We start from the raw sequence: 16,909 nt of genomic DNA, 5'->3' as shown, positions 1-16,909 counted from the left end.
GTCACCCGGCCCCTGGCCTACTGTCGGATGCTGTCGGCCAAGGGCTCGCTCTCCAGACTCTCCACTCGGACCTGAACCTTGTGAGGCGCCAAGGTCATACGGGGTTCGACGGCCGGGATCGGAAGGCCACCGTGCGAGAGTCGCCATTGAGCCACGATCGTGGACAGGGCCAGGGTCGCCAGGGTCATCGCATAGTTGTCGCCGAGGCACTTGCGCGCGCCTCCCCCGAACGGGATGAGAGTGCCGCGCGTGTGTTCACGCTCCGGAAGCCATCGATCGGGGTCGAAGACATCGGGCCGCGCATTGAATCGCGGATCGCGGTGGATGAGATAGGGGCTGTAGACCAGAGTGGTGTCAGGAGGGATCACGGCATCCGCCAACCGGGCTTCGGCGCTTGTTGTCCGCGTGAAGATCCACCCAGGGGGATAGAGACGCAGTGTCTCCGTGATGACCCTGCGCGCCAGGTCCAGTCGGGGGAGATCCTCCCACGTGGCAGTTCGGGTGCCGAGGACCTCGGTTGTCTCGATACGCAACCGCTCCTGGACATCCGGGTATTGGCACAGGAGGTGGACGGCCCAGGTGAGGGCCACCGCGGTGGTGTCGATGCCGGCCACGAGCAGAGTCATGATCTGAGCGTGGATCTCGGCGTCACTGAGAGGTTCTCCCGCGTCGTCCTGCGTCTTGAGCAGCATCGAGAGCACATCGCCGTGGGGTCCACCGTCCTGCCGGTACGAACTGATGGTCTTGCTGACCGCAGCCCACGCCCGGTTGCGAGCCCGTTCATAACGCACGTTCGGCGGGAGGGGCAGACGGCGCAGCAAAGGCGGGAGGACGGCCTGCTGGTAGATGCCGCGGAAGATGTCCGGGAGGCTGGCGGTCACGGCTTCCACCGCGGGTGCCGCGGCTTCGGCCGTGAACAACGTTCGGGCAATGGTGTCGCTCGCGAGACCGTACATCTGCGCGCCCACTTCGACGGTCTGTCCATCGCTCCAGCCGGTGGTGAGCGCGTCGATCCGGCCGGTCATGATCGTGGCGTATTCACGCAGGCAAGTGCGCGAGAAGGCCGGCTGCAAGCTGCGTCGTTGCCGCCGGTGAGCGCTGTGCGGGCAAGAGGCGATGCCGTCTCCGAGCGCATTTCCGACCCGCTCGATAATGGGTCCGCCCTTGTCGTATATTCGGTCGTTCAGCAGAACCTGCTGGACGAGTTCAGGCCGGCAGACCACGACGGCTGTTTGCGGACCGAGCCGTATCTGCACTAAATCCCCGTATGCGGGAAGGGTGCTCAGGAAATGCAGCGGGTCACGGAGCAGGGGAAGCAGATGCCCGATGATCGGCAGTGCCCCGGGAGCGTGGGTGATGCCGCCGTGGTTCTTCGCCATAGCGTGTTGTTCCCCTTCTTCTCGATCCAGGACGTCGGAGGGGCAGTGGGGCCACTGGTCAACCGCAACTCTGCCGGGACGCACCGTCCAGGCTCGGGAGCAGTACCTGCAGGTGATCATGCTGCTGATCCAGTTCGCCCGGAGTGGCGGGGATCGCGTAGCGAGTGGTGTTCCGATACCAATGCAGACATCCGTTCGTCCACTGCCGCATTCCGGCCGTGACCTTCAGAATCTCTTCACAGGTACCGGGCGGCACTCCGCGACTTTCCAGGTAGGGCACGAGTCGCTCTTCGGCCTCCAGGAAGTCGGCCACTCGCTCCTGCACCTTGGCCACGGTCGAGTCGATGGCTTCCTCCAGCGAGATTCCATCGGCATGCTGCATCACGATGACGACGTTGTGGAAATCTCCGCGCTGCTGGTCCAGGTGAATCGAGTGCAGGTCATTCTGCCAGGCGACCACATCGCTCGCGGCTTCGACGATCTCCCTGAACAGGCTCGTCTCGTATATGTCTGCGGGCACCTCCACGCCCAGACTGAGTTCAACAAGGTCGAAGCCGAACTCCATGCCCACGGACAATCGCCTGGTATGGGTAAAACTGTCGATCCCGGGAGGAGTGCCGCGGAACCGGTTCGCGGATTCCTCGGCGAACCCCTGGAAAAACAGGTCCAAGTGCCGGTTCAGCCGCCCACGAAGCCCTGGCGAGAGCCTTTCACGAGTACGGATCGACAGGTTCGTGAGCGCCTTGGTGAAGGGAGTTCGTTCTCGTGGGGGCGCGGGGTCCTTTCCGTTGTTGATGATGTCCATCAGGCGGCGGTGGACCGGTATCCAGGCTTCGGGAGCGTCATACACCTTCAAGGTGTGCAGGTCGTCCAGGATGAAGGTGAAGAAGAGCCACTCCGCACAGAGACAGAGATCGCGGAACGACGCTTCCGGATAGGTCCAGGCAACGAAGCGCCCGTAGCCGGCCTCCAGCCGCTCCTGGCCACCCTGTGTCTCTGTCAGTCCGAGGCTCCATCCGAGTGACCGGACGTGTTCCTCGATCCTCTGGGTGTACGGGCTTACGGCCGGAGGTGTGGGCTCCGCATACGTCGGGATCATGGCGAGCACGGGATCCTCCATGTGTGTGGCCCCGGTGTCGGCTGAGGCGGGCCGGATGTGGGCAGGTCTTCGGCCCTCACTCGCCGCGAGAAACCGAGGAGTTGATGGACGAGCGGTGCCTCACCGAGTCGTGTGAGGCTTTCTCCGTCCGCACGGTGGACGCGCCGGTTCACGGACGCTCCTGAAGACGGCCTGGACAACGGTGACCGCGGCAGGCGACGGCACGGGCTCCCCCTTCCGTGATGGCGCACGAAGAACGCGCTTCCTTCGGTCGTGCGGTCGTGCGCCCTTTCATCACATCGCAGTTCGATCCTGACCGGAAGTGGGCGCCATCGATCGAGTCGCGAGGACTATGGGCGCCTGAACGATCGTCAGGCAGGACGCCCGCTCAGCTGATGGGGGGTCAGGCGGGGTGGCAGGTCAACAACGCAACGGCAGTGCAGGTCCTCGAACGGGCAGCGAAGGCGTCCGCGACATCGCCCTGTGTCAAGTCGGCGCGAAGGAACAGGCCACCGCCACCATCCGTCCGATGCGTGGTGGCGGCCCCTGTCCCCGCTGCCGTCGACCGCGTACCGACCGAGGTCCCACGGCACCGGGCGAATCCGTTCGAGATCGAGAAGGAAGGCTGGCAGCTGAACGGTGACCATGGCGGCTCCCACGAGGTCCACGTCATCAGGACAACGGCTTCTGCAGGCCATGGGGCTACGCGGACGCCTCCCAGTAGACGCAAGACCGTCACACGGCTACAAGTGATCGAGTGGGGGCGTATGGGGGTGCGAAAGTGACCACGCAATCACGCCGACCGACCGGTTTACCTCATGCACCGTTGAACGAGCCCGAGCGCCGGAGCCCGTAGCTCGGGACCGGCGCGTAGAAGTGTGGAAAAGGATCAGGTTGCGCCTCACGCCGCACTTCTCGGCCACTCAGGCCTTCACGCCACGCTGTCAGTGTCCCCTCTTACCCTTGATCGTGATGAGACGTCGCACGCCACCCCCGCCCTCTCCCCTGCCGCAGCACGACGGGGTGGATCCAGTGCGCCTGAAACTGCCGGCCGACGAGACCTGGGCGACCGTACGGGATCATCTGGTGGCACGGCTGGCGCCCGCAGCCGGAGAGATCGACGACATGCTTGACGCGGGACGGTTCGTGGACATCACGGGGCGTCCGGTGTCGCGGGCCACCGCATACGTCCCGGGAATGTTCGTGTGGTTCCATCGAGACCTGCCCGACGAGGAGCGGGTGCCCTTCGCGGTCGAGGTCGTCTACCGCGACGCGCATGTGGTGGTGGCCGACAAGCCGCATTTTCTGGCCACCACCCCGCGCGGCAGCCATGTCGCCGAGACAGCCCTGGCACGGCTGCGACGAGAGCTCGGCGTCCCGACGCTGGGTGCGGCACACCGGCTGGACCGGCTGACGGCCGGGCTCGTGTTGTTCGTCGGACGACCCGAGGAGCGCGGCGCGTACCAGTCGCTGTTCCGCGACAGACAGGTCGCGAAGGTGTACGAGGCCGTGGCCCCGTACGACCCCGCACTGGAGCTGCCTCGCACCGTGTGCAGCCGCATCCTCAAGGAGCGCGGCGTCATGGCGGCTCGCGAGGTCGAGGGTGAGCCCAACGCCGTCAGCCGGGTCGAGTTGCTGGAGCACCGGGACGGGCGTGCCCGGTACCGGTTGACACCGCGTACCGGGCAGACGCATCAGCTGAGGGTGCACATGAGTGCGTTGGGGGTGCCGATCCTCGGCGATCCGCTCTATCCGGTGGTGACCGGCCCCGTGCCGGCCGGTGACTTCCGGCGTCCACTCCAACTGTTGGCGCGGATGCTGGAGTTCACCGATCCGATCACGGGGCGCGAACACCGATTCGTCAGTCCACGCGTGTTGCGGGCCTGGTCGTCGTACGACGACTGGGCGAGGTAGCCGCGGCTTCCGGTCGGCTCACTCTCCGCGCCACCAGCTCAGAAGGCGCCGGAATACGTTCGGTCGAGCGGTCGGCGCGGCTGCCGTCGCAGGTGTCTCGGCGGCTACGGGCTCGGCAGCCGGGGGCTGCGGAGCAGCGGACCGCGTGTACACCGTGCCGACCTGCCAGTCGTCCGCACGCTGCGGCGACTCCGGGTTGAGGGCGGGACGCTGCGAGACGTCCTGCTGGACCTTCGGTTCGAACCTCACCGGCAGCTCCACCAGGTGCCGGTTCAGGATGAACGACCGCCAGTTCAGTTCGTGCTCATCGCAGGCGAGCTGGACGTCCGGGATGCGGGTCAGCAGCGCGTCGACGCCGACATCGGCGATGGCACGGCCGATGTCCTGGCCCGGGCATTCGTGGGGTCCGCCGCCGAAGGCGAGGTGGGAGCGGTTGCCCTGCATATTGGCGTTCGGTTCGGGGCGCACGCGTGGGTCGACGTTGCCCGGCGCGATACCGAAGAGGAGAGCGTCGCCCCGGCGGACCCGCTGACCACCCAACTCGGTGTCCTGCTTGGCCACGTAGGGCAGGATGGTGCTGAAGGGCGGTTCGTCCCACAGGGACTGTTCGACGGCCTCGGGCACCGTCATCTGACCGCCGTTGAGCTGCGCGCGGAACCGCGGGTCGGTGAGCACCACCCGCAGTACGTTGGCGAGAAGGTTGGCGGTGGTCTCGTACGCGGCGATCAGGACCACGCGCAGATGTTGGCTGATCTCCATGTCGCTGAGCCGCGCCGGATGGTTGATCAGGTGGCTGGTGAAGTCTTCCTTGGGTTCGGCTCGGCGGCGGACGGTGAGCCGCGTCAGGGCGTCCATGATGTACGCGTTGCTGGCGATGGCGGTCTCGGTGCCCTTGAGCATGTCACGGGCGGCCTCGACGATGCGTTCGTTGTACTCCTCGGGCATGCCCAGGATCTCGCACATCACCGCCATGGGCAGGTGCTCGGCGAACTGGCTGACCAGGTCGGCACTGCCCTTCTCGCAGAACTTGTTGACGAGCAGCTGGGTCGCGCGATTGGCGTAGCGGCGAATCCCCCGATGGTCGATCGTCGACATGGCCCCGGTCACCGCGCCGCGCAGCCGGCGGTGTTCGTCGCCCTCGGCGTGGCAGCAGATGGGCTGCCAGGCGAAGTGCGGCATAAGGGGGTGATCGGGCTTGATCGTGCCGTCCTGGAGTGCGCTCCACTGCCGGGGGTCACGGCAGAAGTGGGTGGGAGTGCGCACCATGTGCATGTTCTCGCTGTGTCCGAGCACCACCCAGATCGGCACGTCGTCGTGGAGCAGCGCGGGGGCCACCGGTCCGTGCTCGGCGCGCAGCTCCTCGTACACGGCTCCCAGGTCCTCCGCGTCGGGGCCGTACAGCCGTCGCAGCCTGCCGGGGCCGAGGCCGTGTGCGGGGCAGCCGGGGGGCGGGCCGGCCGTCAGGTCTTCCGTACCGGCCGGGGAAAAGGATTCAGGCGTCACGATGATCGCTCCGAAGCTGAGGTCGATCTGTACTGAGGGAAGTGGGGGCTGCCCCGGTCCGGGCGGAACCGGGAGCGCGGAAAGGTCGTCCGGGGGTCACACCGGAGCCTTCTCCACCGCCAGCGAGTGGAGGAACTGCAGCAGCGTCATCAGCACGTCCCGGCTGGAGGCCCGTCGGCGGGCGTCGCACTCGACGATGGGGATGTCCTCGCTGAGGTCGAGCGCGGTGCGGAGGTCGTCGATGGAGTGGCGGGGGCCGTCGGGGAAGGTGTTGACGGCGACGACGAACGGCACTCCGCGCTCTTCCAGACGGCCCATGACGTCGAAGCTGACTTCGAGGCGGCGGGTGTCCACCAGGACCACCGCGCCGAGCGCGCCTTCGAACAGGCCGTTCCACAGGAACCAGAAGCGCTCCTGGCCCGGGGTGCCGAAGAGGTAGAGCACCAGCTGTTCGGTGATGCTGATGCGGCCGAAGTCCATGGCCACGGTGGTGGCCGTCTTGGTCTCGGAGCCGTAGTTGTCGTCGACCCCGACACCGGCCTGGGTCATGGTCTCCTCGGTGGTCAGCGGTTTGATCTCGCTGACCGAGCCGACCATGGTCGTCTTGCCGACGCCGAAGCCGCCGACGATGACGATCTTGACCGCGGCCTCGGCGGTGTGCGGGAGGTGGTCCTCGGTTCGCGGACCGGGGATGGTGTCAGAGCTTTTGAAGTCCATGCATCACCGCTTCGAGGAGGGAACGGTCGGCCAGCGCCTGGCGGATGATCGGGGCGCGCGCCGTCACCAGTTCGGCCGTCAGCAGCTCGGTGAGCAGGACGGTCACCACGCTGAACGGGAGGCTGAGATAGGCGGACAGCTCGGCCACGGAGAGGGGGGCCGTGCAGAGCCTGAGCAGCGCCGCCTGCTCGGGCGTGGCGGAGGGCGGTGGGTCGGCGTGCGCCACGATTAACGTGACCAGGTCGAGCTCCGAGCGCTCGGCTCCGTCGGGGCCGGTGATGACGTACAGGCGCTCGGGGTTCTTCTTCGGTCCCTCGGGTGGGTTCTGGCCCTCCTTCGCGGGTTGTGGTGTCGGTTCCGGAGTGGCCTTGGGATATCGCCGTCGGCGTTGCGGAGGAGTCATACGGTCTGCCCGTTGCGCCTGGGCGGACTGGTGAGGTGCGCGCCGATGCGGACGACCAGGTCGCTCATGCGGGCGCTCATGTGGCCGGGCTCGGTGATGATGTCGGAGAGCACCGCGAGGTAGGCGTTGGGGCCCGCGGCCATCAGGTAGAAGTAGCCCCCGTGGATCTCGATGAGGACCATCTTCATCTTGCCGTCGCTGCCGGGGATCTCCTGGGCGACGGCGCCCGCCAGGCTCTGGAGCCCGGCACAGGCGGCGGCGACACGGTCGGCGGTGTCGGGGTCTCCGCCGTGCCGGGCGATGCGCAGGCCGTCGGCGGAGAGCACCACGATCATCTCGATGCCCGGTACGCCTTTGGCGAGGTCCTGGAGCATCCAGTCGAAGTTGCCTCGCTGCTGGATCACTTGAGGTTCCCCTCGTCTTCGGCCTCTGTACGGGCCGGTTCGTCGGTCGGCTGGGTTTCTGCGGAAGAGGTGGGGCGCTTGAGGCCGTCCATGAACGCCTGGACCCACAGGCCCGGCGGGGTGTCGTCCGGCTTCTGCTCGGGTTCCGGTTCGCGCGCGGCCGTCGACCAGATGGTCGGCCGGCCCTCCCGCTCGGCGCGCTCGATCTCGGCCTGCTCGGCGTAGCGCTGGCTGAGCGGGGTCTTGACCCGGCTGCGGCGCTGCGGCAGCCCGCCCGCCGTCCACTCGGTGACCTCGGGGACGTCGTCCTCCATGGAGATCGGCGTCGTGAACTTGGGGCTGGTGGGACGGCGCCTCTTGACCGTGCGCTTGGGGCCGGGCAGGGCACCGAGTTCGGCCTTGGGCACGGCGGTGGCGCCGATGCCGTGGGCGAGTCCGACACCGGGCTCGTCGGTGAGCATGTCGCTGGGCACGACGAGGATGGCGCGGACACCGCCGTACGCGGAGGCACGCAGGGAGACCTGCATGTCGTACGTCTTGCAGAGCCGGCCCACGACGGCGAGGCCGAGGCGCGGGGACTCGCCGAGGTCCTGGAGGTCGACGCCCGCCTTGGCGCGCTCCAGCATGCCCTCGGCCCTCAGGCGCGCCTCCTCGCTGAGGCTGACGCCGGCGTCCTCGATCTCGATGCAGACGCCGGTCTGCACCTCGGTGGCGGTGACGTGCACCTTGCTCTGCGGCGGGGAGTACCGCGTGGCGTTGTCGAGGAGCTCGGCCGCGGCGTGGATCACGGGCTCGACGGCCGTGCCCTTGACGTTGACCTTGGCGATGGACGACAGGTCGATGCGCCGGTACTCCAGGATCCGGGACATGGCGCCGCGCAGCACGCTGTACAGCGCGACGGGCTCGGGCCACTGACGGCCGGGGCGGCCGCCGCCGAGGACGGAGATGGAGTCGGCGAGGCGGCCGATCAGCGCGGTGCCGTGGTCGATGCGCAGGAGGTCGTCGAAGACCTCGGGGTTGCGCCCGTGGTCCTCCTCCATCTCCCGCAGTTCGTTGGCCTGCTGGTGGACGATGGCCTGGACGCGGCGGGCGATGTTCACGAAGGAGCGCTGCGCGGCGTCGCGCATGATGTCCTCGGTGTCGACGATCTTGAGCACCGTCTCCAGGAGGTGGATCTGCGCGTCGGGCAGCCTCCCCCACGCGGGGTCGGTGTCACCGAGTCGACGAATCACCTCTGTGGGGGAACTTCCGCGGCGCAGAAGGTCCAGCGCGGTGGGCGCGATCTCCTTGGCGAACCGGATCAGGTCCTTGTCGTGCTCGGCGACGCGCTGCTGGAGATGAGCGGTGCGCCGCTCGTGCTCGCGGCGCTGGTCCCGCAGTTCACGACCGCGCCGGACCGCTTCCGCCGCCACCGCGATCACCAGCAGCGTGGCGATGGCACCGCACAAGCCGACGGCGACCCGTGCGGGCTGCTGCACTGCCGCGACGGCGGCCCCGGTCGCCGCGGCCATGACTATGGCGGGGAGCAACAGCACGCGCGCATACGGCAGTTCACGGCGTCCTGGGGGGGATTGAACACTCACCATGTGGGCCCTCTGAGACATATCGACGGGGAGTCGCACATATAGGGAACAAGCGCACGAATACACATCAACTCGGTGCGCTGCGGGCGAGCTTAGTCCGACCGGATCATCGCCGTGTCATATTCAGCAAGCACCTGAAAACGGGCATGCGGGAGGAGTACGCTCGACTCCATTTACACGCTGCGGCTTCGTTCGAACACGGTGCGTCACGGCGTACAGGCATGCGAAAACAGTCACCGCGATGAGCGACGTGCCCCTGCGGGCCGGGGCCGCAAGCCCCCCTCACCGGCCGAGCTCAGCCCTCTCGCGCCCCGCCTCAGACCCCCACGACGCGCAGCGCGGCATCCGCCGTCGCCTCCGCGAACACGGACACCGACACCGACCGCTCCGGATCGGACCGGCGGACCAGGATGACCCCCTCGATGAGCCCGAAGACCAGGTCCGTCCGCAGATCGAGCGCACCCTCGGGAAGCGCGCCCCCCGCCGCCGTCGCGGCGATCAACTGCCGGTAGGCGCCCTTGAGTTCGGCCCGCACGGCATGGAAACCGGCGAACCGCTCGTCGCGCACCTCGGGCAGCAGGTACAGCACGCCGAGGTTGTGCGCCCCGCCGCACAGGACCCCGACGTCCGCCCGGCACAGCTCCCACAGCCGCCGCTCGGCCGGGGTCGTGTCGTCGGCGAGGAGGTCACGGGCGTAGGCCAGCGAGGGGGTGACCGTGGACTCCAGGAGCAGGGCGAGCAGCTCCTCCTTGCCGGAGACGTAGTGGTACATGGACGCCTGGCGCATCCCGGCGCGCTCGGCGACGGCCCGGGTGGAGGTGGCCGCGTAGCCGAGGGTGGTGAACAACTCCGCGGCGGCGGCGAGGAGTTCCTCGCGCGGCTCCAGGCCGCTGTCCGGCCGCTGCGCGGCGCGCGGCCTGCCGACCCGGCGGCCCGCCCCTGTCCGTGCTGCTCCCATGCGTTCGATCCTCGCACACCGGCCCTCTGAGCGATCTTCGTGAGGGCCCGGTAACGGGGCGGCAACGCCACGGCAACGCAGGTGACGCGCCCTGTGCCTAATTTCTGTCGAGCGACAGAAATAGCACCAGGAGCGACAGCGGCGAAGCAGTCCCCAGAGACGCAGGCCACAGCGCAGCAGGCCACAGACCGACAGCCGGAGGTGCCGGTATGGCGACAGAGACCACGTACGGAGCCCGCGACCACGCGCGTGCCCAGGAGGGCGCCCGCGCCGAGGCGATGCCCGTCGTCCCGGCCCGGGACTGGCCCGAACCGCCCTGCGAGGCGGACCGCCTGGTGTGGGCCGAGACCGTCGCGGGCGGCAACTACACCCACCGGGTGCTGGCCCGCGGCACCGAGCTGCGCCTGACCGACCTGCGCGGCGACGCCTGCGCCCACGTCCTGCTGTACGTGGCCGACCGCCCCTGGGAGCGGCTGAACGTCGCCGACACGGTGAAGGTCCAGTGGAACGCCTACCTCGGCGCGGGGCAGCTGCTGCTCTCCGACCAGGGCCGTGTCCTCGCCTCGGTCGTCGCCGACAGCTCCGGCCGGCACGACGCCCTGTGCGGCACCTCCACCCTGGCCCGCAACACCGGACGCTACGGCGACGGCACGCCCCAGGGCCCCTCCCCCGCGGGCCGCGAGCTGTTCAAGCTGGCGGCCGCGAAGAACGGCCTCGAACCCCGCGATCTACCGCCCTCCCTCTCCTTCTTCCAGGGCGTGGAGGTCCGCGAGGACGGCGCCCTGGACTTCACCGGCTCCGCCGGACCCGGCGCCCACGTCACCCTGCGCGCCGAGCAGGACGTCACGGTCCTGATCGCCAACGTCCCGCATCCGTCCGACCCGCGCCCCGAGTACGTCAGCACCCCGCTGGAGGTCCTCGCCTGGCGCGCCGAGGCCACCCGCCCCGGCGACCCGCTGTGGGACGCCACCCCCGAAGGCCGCCGCGCCTTCCTCAACACCGCCGAATTCCTCGCCGCGAGGGGGCTCGCGTGAACACCTCCACTCCCGCGAACACCGCGGCTCCCATGACGACCACCACCCCTGTGACGACGACCGCTCCCACAAAGACCGTCGTCCCCGCCCGCGCCGCCTGGTCCGCCGTCGTCCGCACCGGCCAGACGCTGACCATCACCGACCTGCACGGCAACCAGGCCGTCGACTTCCTCGTCTACGACGCCCAGGACACCGCGGTCCGCTACAGCGCCCCCGACACCGTCCACGCCCAGGGCGGGATCTTCCTGACCACGGGCAGCGTGCTGATGTCGAACGAGTACACCCCGCTGATGACGGTGGTCGCCGACGACGTGGGCCGGCACGACACGGTCGGCGGCGCCTGCTCCAAGGAGTCCAACACCCTGCGCTACGGTCACCACACCTGGTCGCAGCACGCCTGCGTGGACAACTTCCTGGCCGAGGGCGCCAAGCACGGCCTCGGCAAGCGCGACCTCGTCTCCAACATCAACTGGTACATGAACGTGCCGGTCGAGAAGGACGGCACCCTCGGCATCGTCGACGGCATCTCCGCGCCCGGACTGTCCCTGACCCTGCGCGCCGAACGGGACGTCCTCGTCCTGGTCTCCAACTGCCCCCAGATCAACAACCCGTGCAACGGCTTCGAGCCGACGGCGGTGGAGATGACGATCACCGGGGCGGACGACCGGGGGATCACCGCATGAGCTTCGACACCCTGCTGGTGGCCAACCGGGGCGAGATAGCGGTCCGGATCATCCGCACCGCCCGCGAACTGGGCCTGAGGACCGTGGCGGTGTACTCCGACGCCGACCGCTCCGCCCCGCACGTCCGGCTCGCCGACGAGGCGGTGCGGCTCGGCCCGGCGCCCGCGAAGGAGTCGTACCTCGACGCCGACCTGGTGCTGAGGGCGGCCAAGGACACGGGCGCGGGCGCCATCCATCCCGGCTACGGCTTCCTGTCCGAGGACGCCGTGTTCGCGCGCCGGTGCGAGGAGGCCGGGATCGTCTTCGTGGGCCCCACGCCGGACCAGCTGGAGCTGTTCGGCGCCAAGCACACCGCGCGGGCGGCGGCCGAGGCGGCCGGAGTGCCATTGGCACCGGGGACCGGGCTGCTGGGCTCGCTGGACGAGGCACTGGCCGCAGCGGAGGCCGTCGGCTACCCCGTGATGCTGAAGGCGACCGGCGGGGGCGGCGGCATCGGCATGTCGGCCTGCGGCTCCGCCGACGAGCTCGCGGACGCCTGGGAGCGCGTGCAGCGCGTGGCCGCCGCCTCCTTCTCCACGGCCGGCGTCTTCCTGGAGCGGCTGGTGGAGCACGCCCGCCATGTCGAGGTGCAGGTCTTCGGCGACGGCGACGGCACCGTGGTCACCTTCGGGGACCGCGACTGCAGCCTCCAGCGCCGCAACCAGAAAGTGCTGGAGGAGGCCCCGGCCCCCGGCCTGCCCACCCACGTCCGCGAACAACTGACCGTCGCCGCACGCGATCTGTGCGCGTCCGTCGACTACCGCTCCGCCGGAACCGTCGAGTTCGTCTACGACGCCGCCCGCGAGGAGGCCTGGTTCCTGGAGGTCAACACCCGCCTCCAGGTGGAGCATCCGGTCACCGAGGAGATCTACGGCGTCGACCTGGTCGCGTGGATGCTCCGCCTCGCCCGCGGCGAGCGGCACGTCGTCCGCGCCCCGAGCCCGCCGCGCGGCCACGCCGTCGAGGCCCGCGTGTACGCCGAGGACCCCTCCCGCGACCACCGTCCCGGCGCCGGCCTGCTGACCCGGGTGGAGTTCCCGCAGGGCGTCCGGGTCGACGGCTGGGTGGAGACCGGCACCGAGGTGACGACGTCGTACGACCCCATGCTCGCGAAGATCATCGCGTACGGCCCGGACCGGCGGCGCGCGCTGGAGCGGCTGGACGAGGCCCTGGCGCGCACCCGCGTCGACGGCATCGAGACCAACCTGGGTCTGGTGCGGGCGGCGCTCGCCGACTCCCGCTTCGCCTCGGCGACCCATTCGACGGCCACCCTGGACGAGGTGCGCGACCCGACGCCCCGGATCGAGGTCGTCTCCGGGGGCACGCTCACCACCGTGCAGGACTGGCCGGGCCGCGTCGGCCACTGGCAGGTCGGTGTGCCGCCGAGCGGCCCGATGGACGACCGCTCTTTCCGGCTCGGCAACCGCGCGCTCGGCAACGACGAGGGCGCACCGGGCCTCGAATGCACCCTCCAGGGCCCGTCACTGCGGTTCACGCACCCGACGACCGTGTGCGTGACGGGCGCCCCGGCCCCGGTCGCCGTGGACGGCGCGCCGGTCGCGCGGTGGGAGCCGGTGACGGTTCCGGCGGGAGCCCTGCTGGAGATCGGCGCCCCCACCGAACACGGCCTGCGCACCTACGTGCTGTTCGCCGGCGGACTCGACGTGCCCGCCTTCCTGGGCAGCGCGAGCACCTTCACGCTCGGCCGGTTCGGCGGGCACGGGGGCAGGGCGCTGCGCACGGGGGACGTGTTGCACGGCGGCGGCATGGCCGAGGGGACGCCGGTCACCGACATCCCCTCCCACATCCCCTCCTTCGACTCGACCTGGCACATCGGCGCCGTCGAAGGCCCGCACGCCGCCCCGGAGTTCTTCACCGAGGACGACATCCACGACTTCTACGCCGCCGACTGGAAGGTCCACTTCAACTCGGCGCGCACCGGCGTCCGCCTGGTCGGCCCGAAGCCGCGCTGGGCGCGCGCCGACGGCGGCGAGGCGGGCCTGCACCCCTCCAACATCCACGACACCCCCTACTCGGTCGGCGCCGTCGACTACACGGGCGACATGCCGGTGCTGCTCGGCCCGGACGGCCCCTCGCTCGGCGGGTTCGTGTGCCCGGCGACGGTCGCTTCGTGGGAACGCTGGAAGCTGGGCCAGCTGCGGCCCGGCGACACGGTGAGATTCGTCCCGGTGCGGGTCGACGGCTCGGCCCGCCCGGCCGTCGTGGACGGCGGCATCCTCGCCCGCGACGGCGATGTGACCTACCGCCGCAGCGGCGACGACAACCTGCTGGTCGAGTTCGGACCCATGCAGCTGGACCTGGCCCTGCGCATGCGCGTCCACGCCCTGATGGAGGCGGTGGCCGAGCGGGGCCCGGACGGCATCACCGACCTCACCCCCGGCATCCGCTCCCTCCAGATCCAGACGAACCCGGCCCGTCTCCCGCAGTCCGAACTCCTCGCGGCCGTCCGGGAGATCACCGCCTCGCTGCCCCCGAGCGACCAGCTGGTGGTCCCCTCCCGCACCATCCACCTCCCGCTCTCCTGGGACGACCCGGCCACCCGCGAGGCGATCGCCCGCTACATGGCCGGCGTCCGCGACGACGCGCCCTGGTGCCCGTGGAACATCGAGTTCATCCGCCGCGTCAACGGCCTGGAGTCGGTCGACGACGTCCACCGCACGGTCTTCGACGCCGAGTACCTCGTCCTGGGCCTGGGCGACGTCTACCTGGGCGCCCCCGTGGCCACCCCGCTCGACCCGCGGCACCGCCTGGTCACCACCAAGTACAACCCGGCCCGCACCTGGACGGCCGAGAACTCCGTCGGCATCGGCGGCGCGTACCTGTGCGTCTACGGCATGGAGGGCCCCGGCGGCTACCAGTTCGTGGGCCGGACGACCCAGGTGTGGTCGCCCTGGCAGCAGCGCGGCGCGTTCGAGCCGGGCTCGCCCTGGCTGCTGCGCTTCTTCGACCGGATCAAGTGGTACCCGGTGGACGCGGACGAACTCCTTCAGCTGCGCGCCGACATCATCTCCGGCCGCTTCGTCCCGCGCATCGAGGAGGGCACCTTCTCGCTCGCCGAGTACCAGGCCTTCCTGGCCGAACACGCCGGGTCCATCGCGGAGTTCAGGTCCCGCCAGCAGACCGCCTTCTCGGCGGAACGGGACGCCTGGGAGGCCGCGGGCGAGTTCACCCGCGCCGAAGCCGCGGCCGCACCGGCCACGCCCCCGAAGGACATCGAGATCCCCGCGGGCGGACGCCTGGTGGAGGCCGAGTTCGCGGCCTCCGTATGGCAGGTGAACGTCGAGCCCGGTGACACCGTCACGGCCGGACAACCGCTGCTCACCCTGGAGGCCATGAAGATGGAGTCCAGGGTGCCCGCGCCGGTCGGCGGCGTGGTCGCGGAGATCCTGGCCGGACCGGGTGACCAGGTCGAGGCGGGAACGGCCCTGGTCGTCCTGGCCCCCGCCCCTCAGTGAGACAGGATCAGTGAGACAGGAGCAGCACATGTCCGGCACCCTCACCCGCGTTCGCGCCGCCTACGCCCGCATCGAGGCCGTGGACCGCCCCGAGATCTGGATCGACCTGCGCCCGGCGCCGGAGGTCGAGGCGGAGGCCCGTACGGTCGACGAGCGGGTCGCCGCGGGCGAGCACCTCCCCCTCGCCGGCCGCCTGTTCGCCGCCAAGGGCAACATCGACGTGGCCGGCCTGCCCACCACCGCGGGCTGCCCGTCCTACGCCTACGCCCCCGAGGCGGACGCGCCGGTCGTCGCCCGTCTGCGTGCCGCCGGCGCGATCGTGCTGGGCACCACGAACCTGGACCAGTTCGCGACGGGCCTGGTGGGAACCCGGTCTCCGTACGGCGCGGTCCGCAGCGCCCACGATCCCTCGCGGGTGAGCGGCGGCTCCAGTGCCGGGTCGGCGGTCGCCGTGGCCCTCGGCATCGTGGACTTCGCCCTCGGCACCGACACCGCGGGCTCGGGCCGCGTCCCGGCCGCCTTCAACGGCATCGTCGGCCTCAAGCCCACCCGGGGCCTGGTCCCCACGGCGGGTGTCGTCCCGGCCTGCGCCTCGATCGACTGCGTGACCGTCTTCGCCCGCACCCTGCCGGAGGCCGAGCAGGCCCTCGCGTACATGGCGTCCCCGCCCGACCGCGACCTCCCGCCCCTCCCCCAGCGCGCCCCGGGCCCCTGGCGCATCGCGGTCGCCTCGCACGAACAGCTCGGCGAGCTGGACGAGGGCTGGGCGGAGGCCTACGACGACGCCGTCGCCCGGCTGGCCGCGGCGGGCGCGTCGGTGCGGGAGATCGACCTCAGCCCGTTCGTCGAGGCCGCCGCGATGCTTTACCAGGGCGCGTTCGTCGCCGAGCGCTACACAGCGGTGGGAAGCTTTGTCGACAAGGCAACAGCCGAGGGTGACGACTCCCTCGACCCCACCGTGGCCGGCATCATCACCCGCGCCCGTGACATCCCCGCCCATCAGCTCTACGCCGACACCGCCCACCTGGCGACCCTGCGCACCCGCGCGCTGGCGGAACTGGCCGACGCCGACGCCCTGTTGCTGCCGACCACCCCCGGCCACCCCACTCTCGCCGACGTGGCCGCCGATCCCCTCGGCGCCAACGCCCGCCTGGGCCGCTTCACCAACTCCACCAACCTCTTCGACCTGGCGGCGGTCGCCGTCCCGGCCGGGGAGGTCGACGGCCTTCCCTTCGGCGTCATGCTGATCGGTCCAACCTTCACGGACGAACGCCTGGCCAGGATCGCGGCCCTACTCCAGCCGGAGACCTACCTGGCGGTGGTCGGCGCCCACCTCACGGGCCAGCCCCTGAACCCCCAACTCCTGTCCCTGGGCGCCCGCCTCGACCGCACGACCACGACGGCCCCGGTGTACCGCCTGCACGCCCTGGCGACGGAGCCGCCCAAGCCGGGCCTGGTCCACGTCGGCGAGGGAGGCGCGGAGATCGAGACGGAGATCTGGCGCCTCCCGGCGGAGGGCCTGGGCCGCCTCCTGGCCTCGCTCCCCCGCCCGATGACCTTGGGCAGGGTGGAACTGGCGGACGGCACCCAGGTTCCGGGGTTCCTGTGCGAGCCGGCCGCCCTGACGGAGGCCGAGGACATCACGGAACACAGAGGCTGGCGGAACTATTTGAAGCACGGGGAAAGGCCAACGTCCTAAGGGGCGCGGGGAACTGCG

General features: G+C 70.2%; 13 protein-coding genes. 5 read left to right on the top strand and 8 right to left on the bottom strand.

What is annotated here, in order from left to right; translation table 11 throughout:
• Positions 1-17: 17 nt before the first annotated feature.
• On the bottom strand, positions 18-1,379 hold the full coding sequence (locus K4B79_RS27660; protein ID WP_232029645.1) for a cytochrome P450: 1,362 nt from the start codon (positions 1,377-1,379) through the stop codon (positions 18-20).
• Positions 1,380-1,437: 58 nt separating this feature from the next.
• The gene (locus K4B79_RS27655) at positions 1,438-2,478 is read right to left on the bottom strand and encodes a terpene synthase family protein (RefSeq protein ID WP_232029889.1); all 1,041 of its coding nucleotides are present in this window, start codon (positions 2,476-2,478) and stop codon (positions 1,438-1,440) included.
• A gap of 972 nt (positions 2,479-3,450) precedes the next feature.
• Between K4B79_RS27655 and K4B79_RS27650 the strand changes: the two genes are divergently transcribed.
• On the top strand, positions 3,451-4,392 hold the full coding sequence (locus K4B79_RS27650) for an RluA family pseudouridine synthase (RefSeq protein ID WP_232029644.1): 942 nt from the start codon (positions 3,451-3,453) through the stop codon (positions 4,390-4,392).
• An 18-nt stretch (positions 4,393-4,410) separates the two neighbouring features.
• Here K4B79_RS27650 and K4B79_RS27645 read toward each other — a convergent pair whose 3' ends face one another.
• The 6 genes from K4B79_RS27645 to K4B79_RS27620 form a co-directional block, all read right to left on the bottom strand.
• The gene (locus K4B79_RS27645) at positions 4,411-5,895 is read right to left on the bottom strand and encodes a cytochrome P450 (RefSeq protein WP_232029643.1); all 1,485 of its coding nucleotides are present in this window, start codon (positions 5,893-5,895) and stop codon (positions 4,411-4,413) included.
• A 96-nt stretch (positions 5,896-5,991) separates the two neighbouring features.
• Complete coding sequence (locus tag K4B79_RS27640; RefSeq protein ID WP_232029642.1) at positions 5,992-6,612, bottom strand: GTP-binding protein; 621 nt, start codon at positions 6,610-6,612, stop codon at positions 5,992-5,994.
• Positions 6,593-7,015, bottom strand: coding sequence for a DUF742 domain-containing protein (locus tag K4B79_RS27635; RefSeq protein ID WP_232029641.1), 423 nt, complete (start codon positions 7,013-7,015; stop codon positions 6,593-6,595). The genes K4B79_RS27640 and K4B79_RS27635 overlap by 20 nt, the downstream gene beginning before the upstream one ends.
• Positions 7,012-7,419 carry a roadblock/LC7 domain-containing protein gene (locus K4B79_RS27630; RefSeq protein ID WP_067429409.1) on the bottom strand — a complete coding sequence of 136 codons (408 nt, stop codon included), beginning with the start codon at positions 7,417-7,419 and terminating at the stop codon, positions 7,012-7,014. The genes K4B79_RS27635 and K4B79_RS27630 overlap by 4 nt, the downstream gene beginning before the upstream one ends.
• Positions 7,416-9,005, bottom strand: a complete 1,590-nt coding sequence (locus tag K4B79_RS27625; RefSeq protein ID WP_232029640.1) for a sensor histidine kinase — start codon at positions 9,003-9,005, stop codon at positions 7,416-7,418. The genes K4B79_RS27630 and K4B79_RS27625 overlap by 4 nt, the downstream gene beginning before the upstream one ends.
• A gap of 313 nt (positions 9,006-9,318) precedes the next feature.
• The gene (locus K4B79_RS27620) at positions 9,319-9,960 is read right to left on the bottom strand and encodes a TetR/AcrR family transcriptional regulator (protein WP_232029639.1); all 642 of its coding nucleotides are present in this window, start codon (positions 9,958-9,960) and stop codon (positions 9,319-9,321) included.
• 209 nt (positions 9,961-10,169) lie between these two features.
• Here K4B79_RS27620 and K4B79_RS27615 point away from each other — a divergent pair, with 209 nt between their 5' ends.
• Genes K4B79_RS27615 through atzF form a run of 4 tightly spaced genes read left to right on the top strand, consistent with a single transcriptional unit; the run spans position 10,170 to position 16,891 of the window.
• Positions 10,170-10,994 (top strand): urea amidolyase associated protein UAAP1, encoded by an 825-nt coding sequence (locus tag K4B79_RS27615; protein ID WP_232029638.1) that lies wholly within the window; start codon positions 10,170-10,172, stop codon positions 10,992-10,994.
• 32 nt (positions 10,995-11,026) lie between these two features.
• Complete coding sequence (locus tag K4B79_RS27610; protein WP_232029637.1) at positions 11,027-11,677, top strand: urea amidolyase associated protein UAAP2; 651 nt, start codon at positions 11,027-11,029, stop codon at positions 11,675-11,677.
• A complete protein-coding gene (locus tag K4B79_RS27605; protein ID WP_232029636.1) occupies positions 11,674-15,192 on the top strand; it encodes a 5-oxoprolinase/urea amidolyase family protein in 3,519 nt (1,172 codons plus the stop codon). Before K4B79_RS27610 ends, K4B79_RS27605 begins: the two co-directional genes overlap by 4 nt.
• Positions 15,193-15,220: 28 nt before the next feature.
• A complete protein-coding gene (atzF, locus tag K4B79_RS27600) occupies positions 15,221-16,891 on the top strand; it encodes an allophanate hydrolase (RefSeq protein WP_232029635.1) in 1,671 nt (556 codons plus the stop codon).
• The last annotated feature ends 18 nt before the right edge of the window (positions 16,892-16,909 follow it).

Source organism: Streptomyces lincolnensis (assembly GCF_021173675.1).
Taxonomy (GTDB): domain Bacteria; phylum Actinomycetota; class Actinomycetes; order Streptomycetales; family Streptomycetaceae; genus Streptomyces; species Streptomyces lincolnensis_B.
Note: the sequence above shows the minus strand (reverse complement) of the source record. Positions and strands in the feature narration are given on the sequence as shown.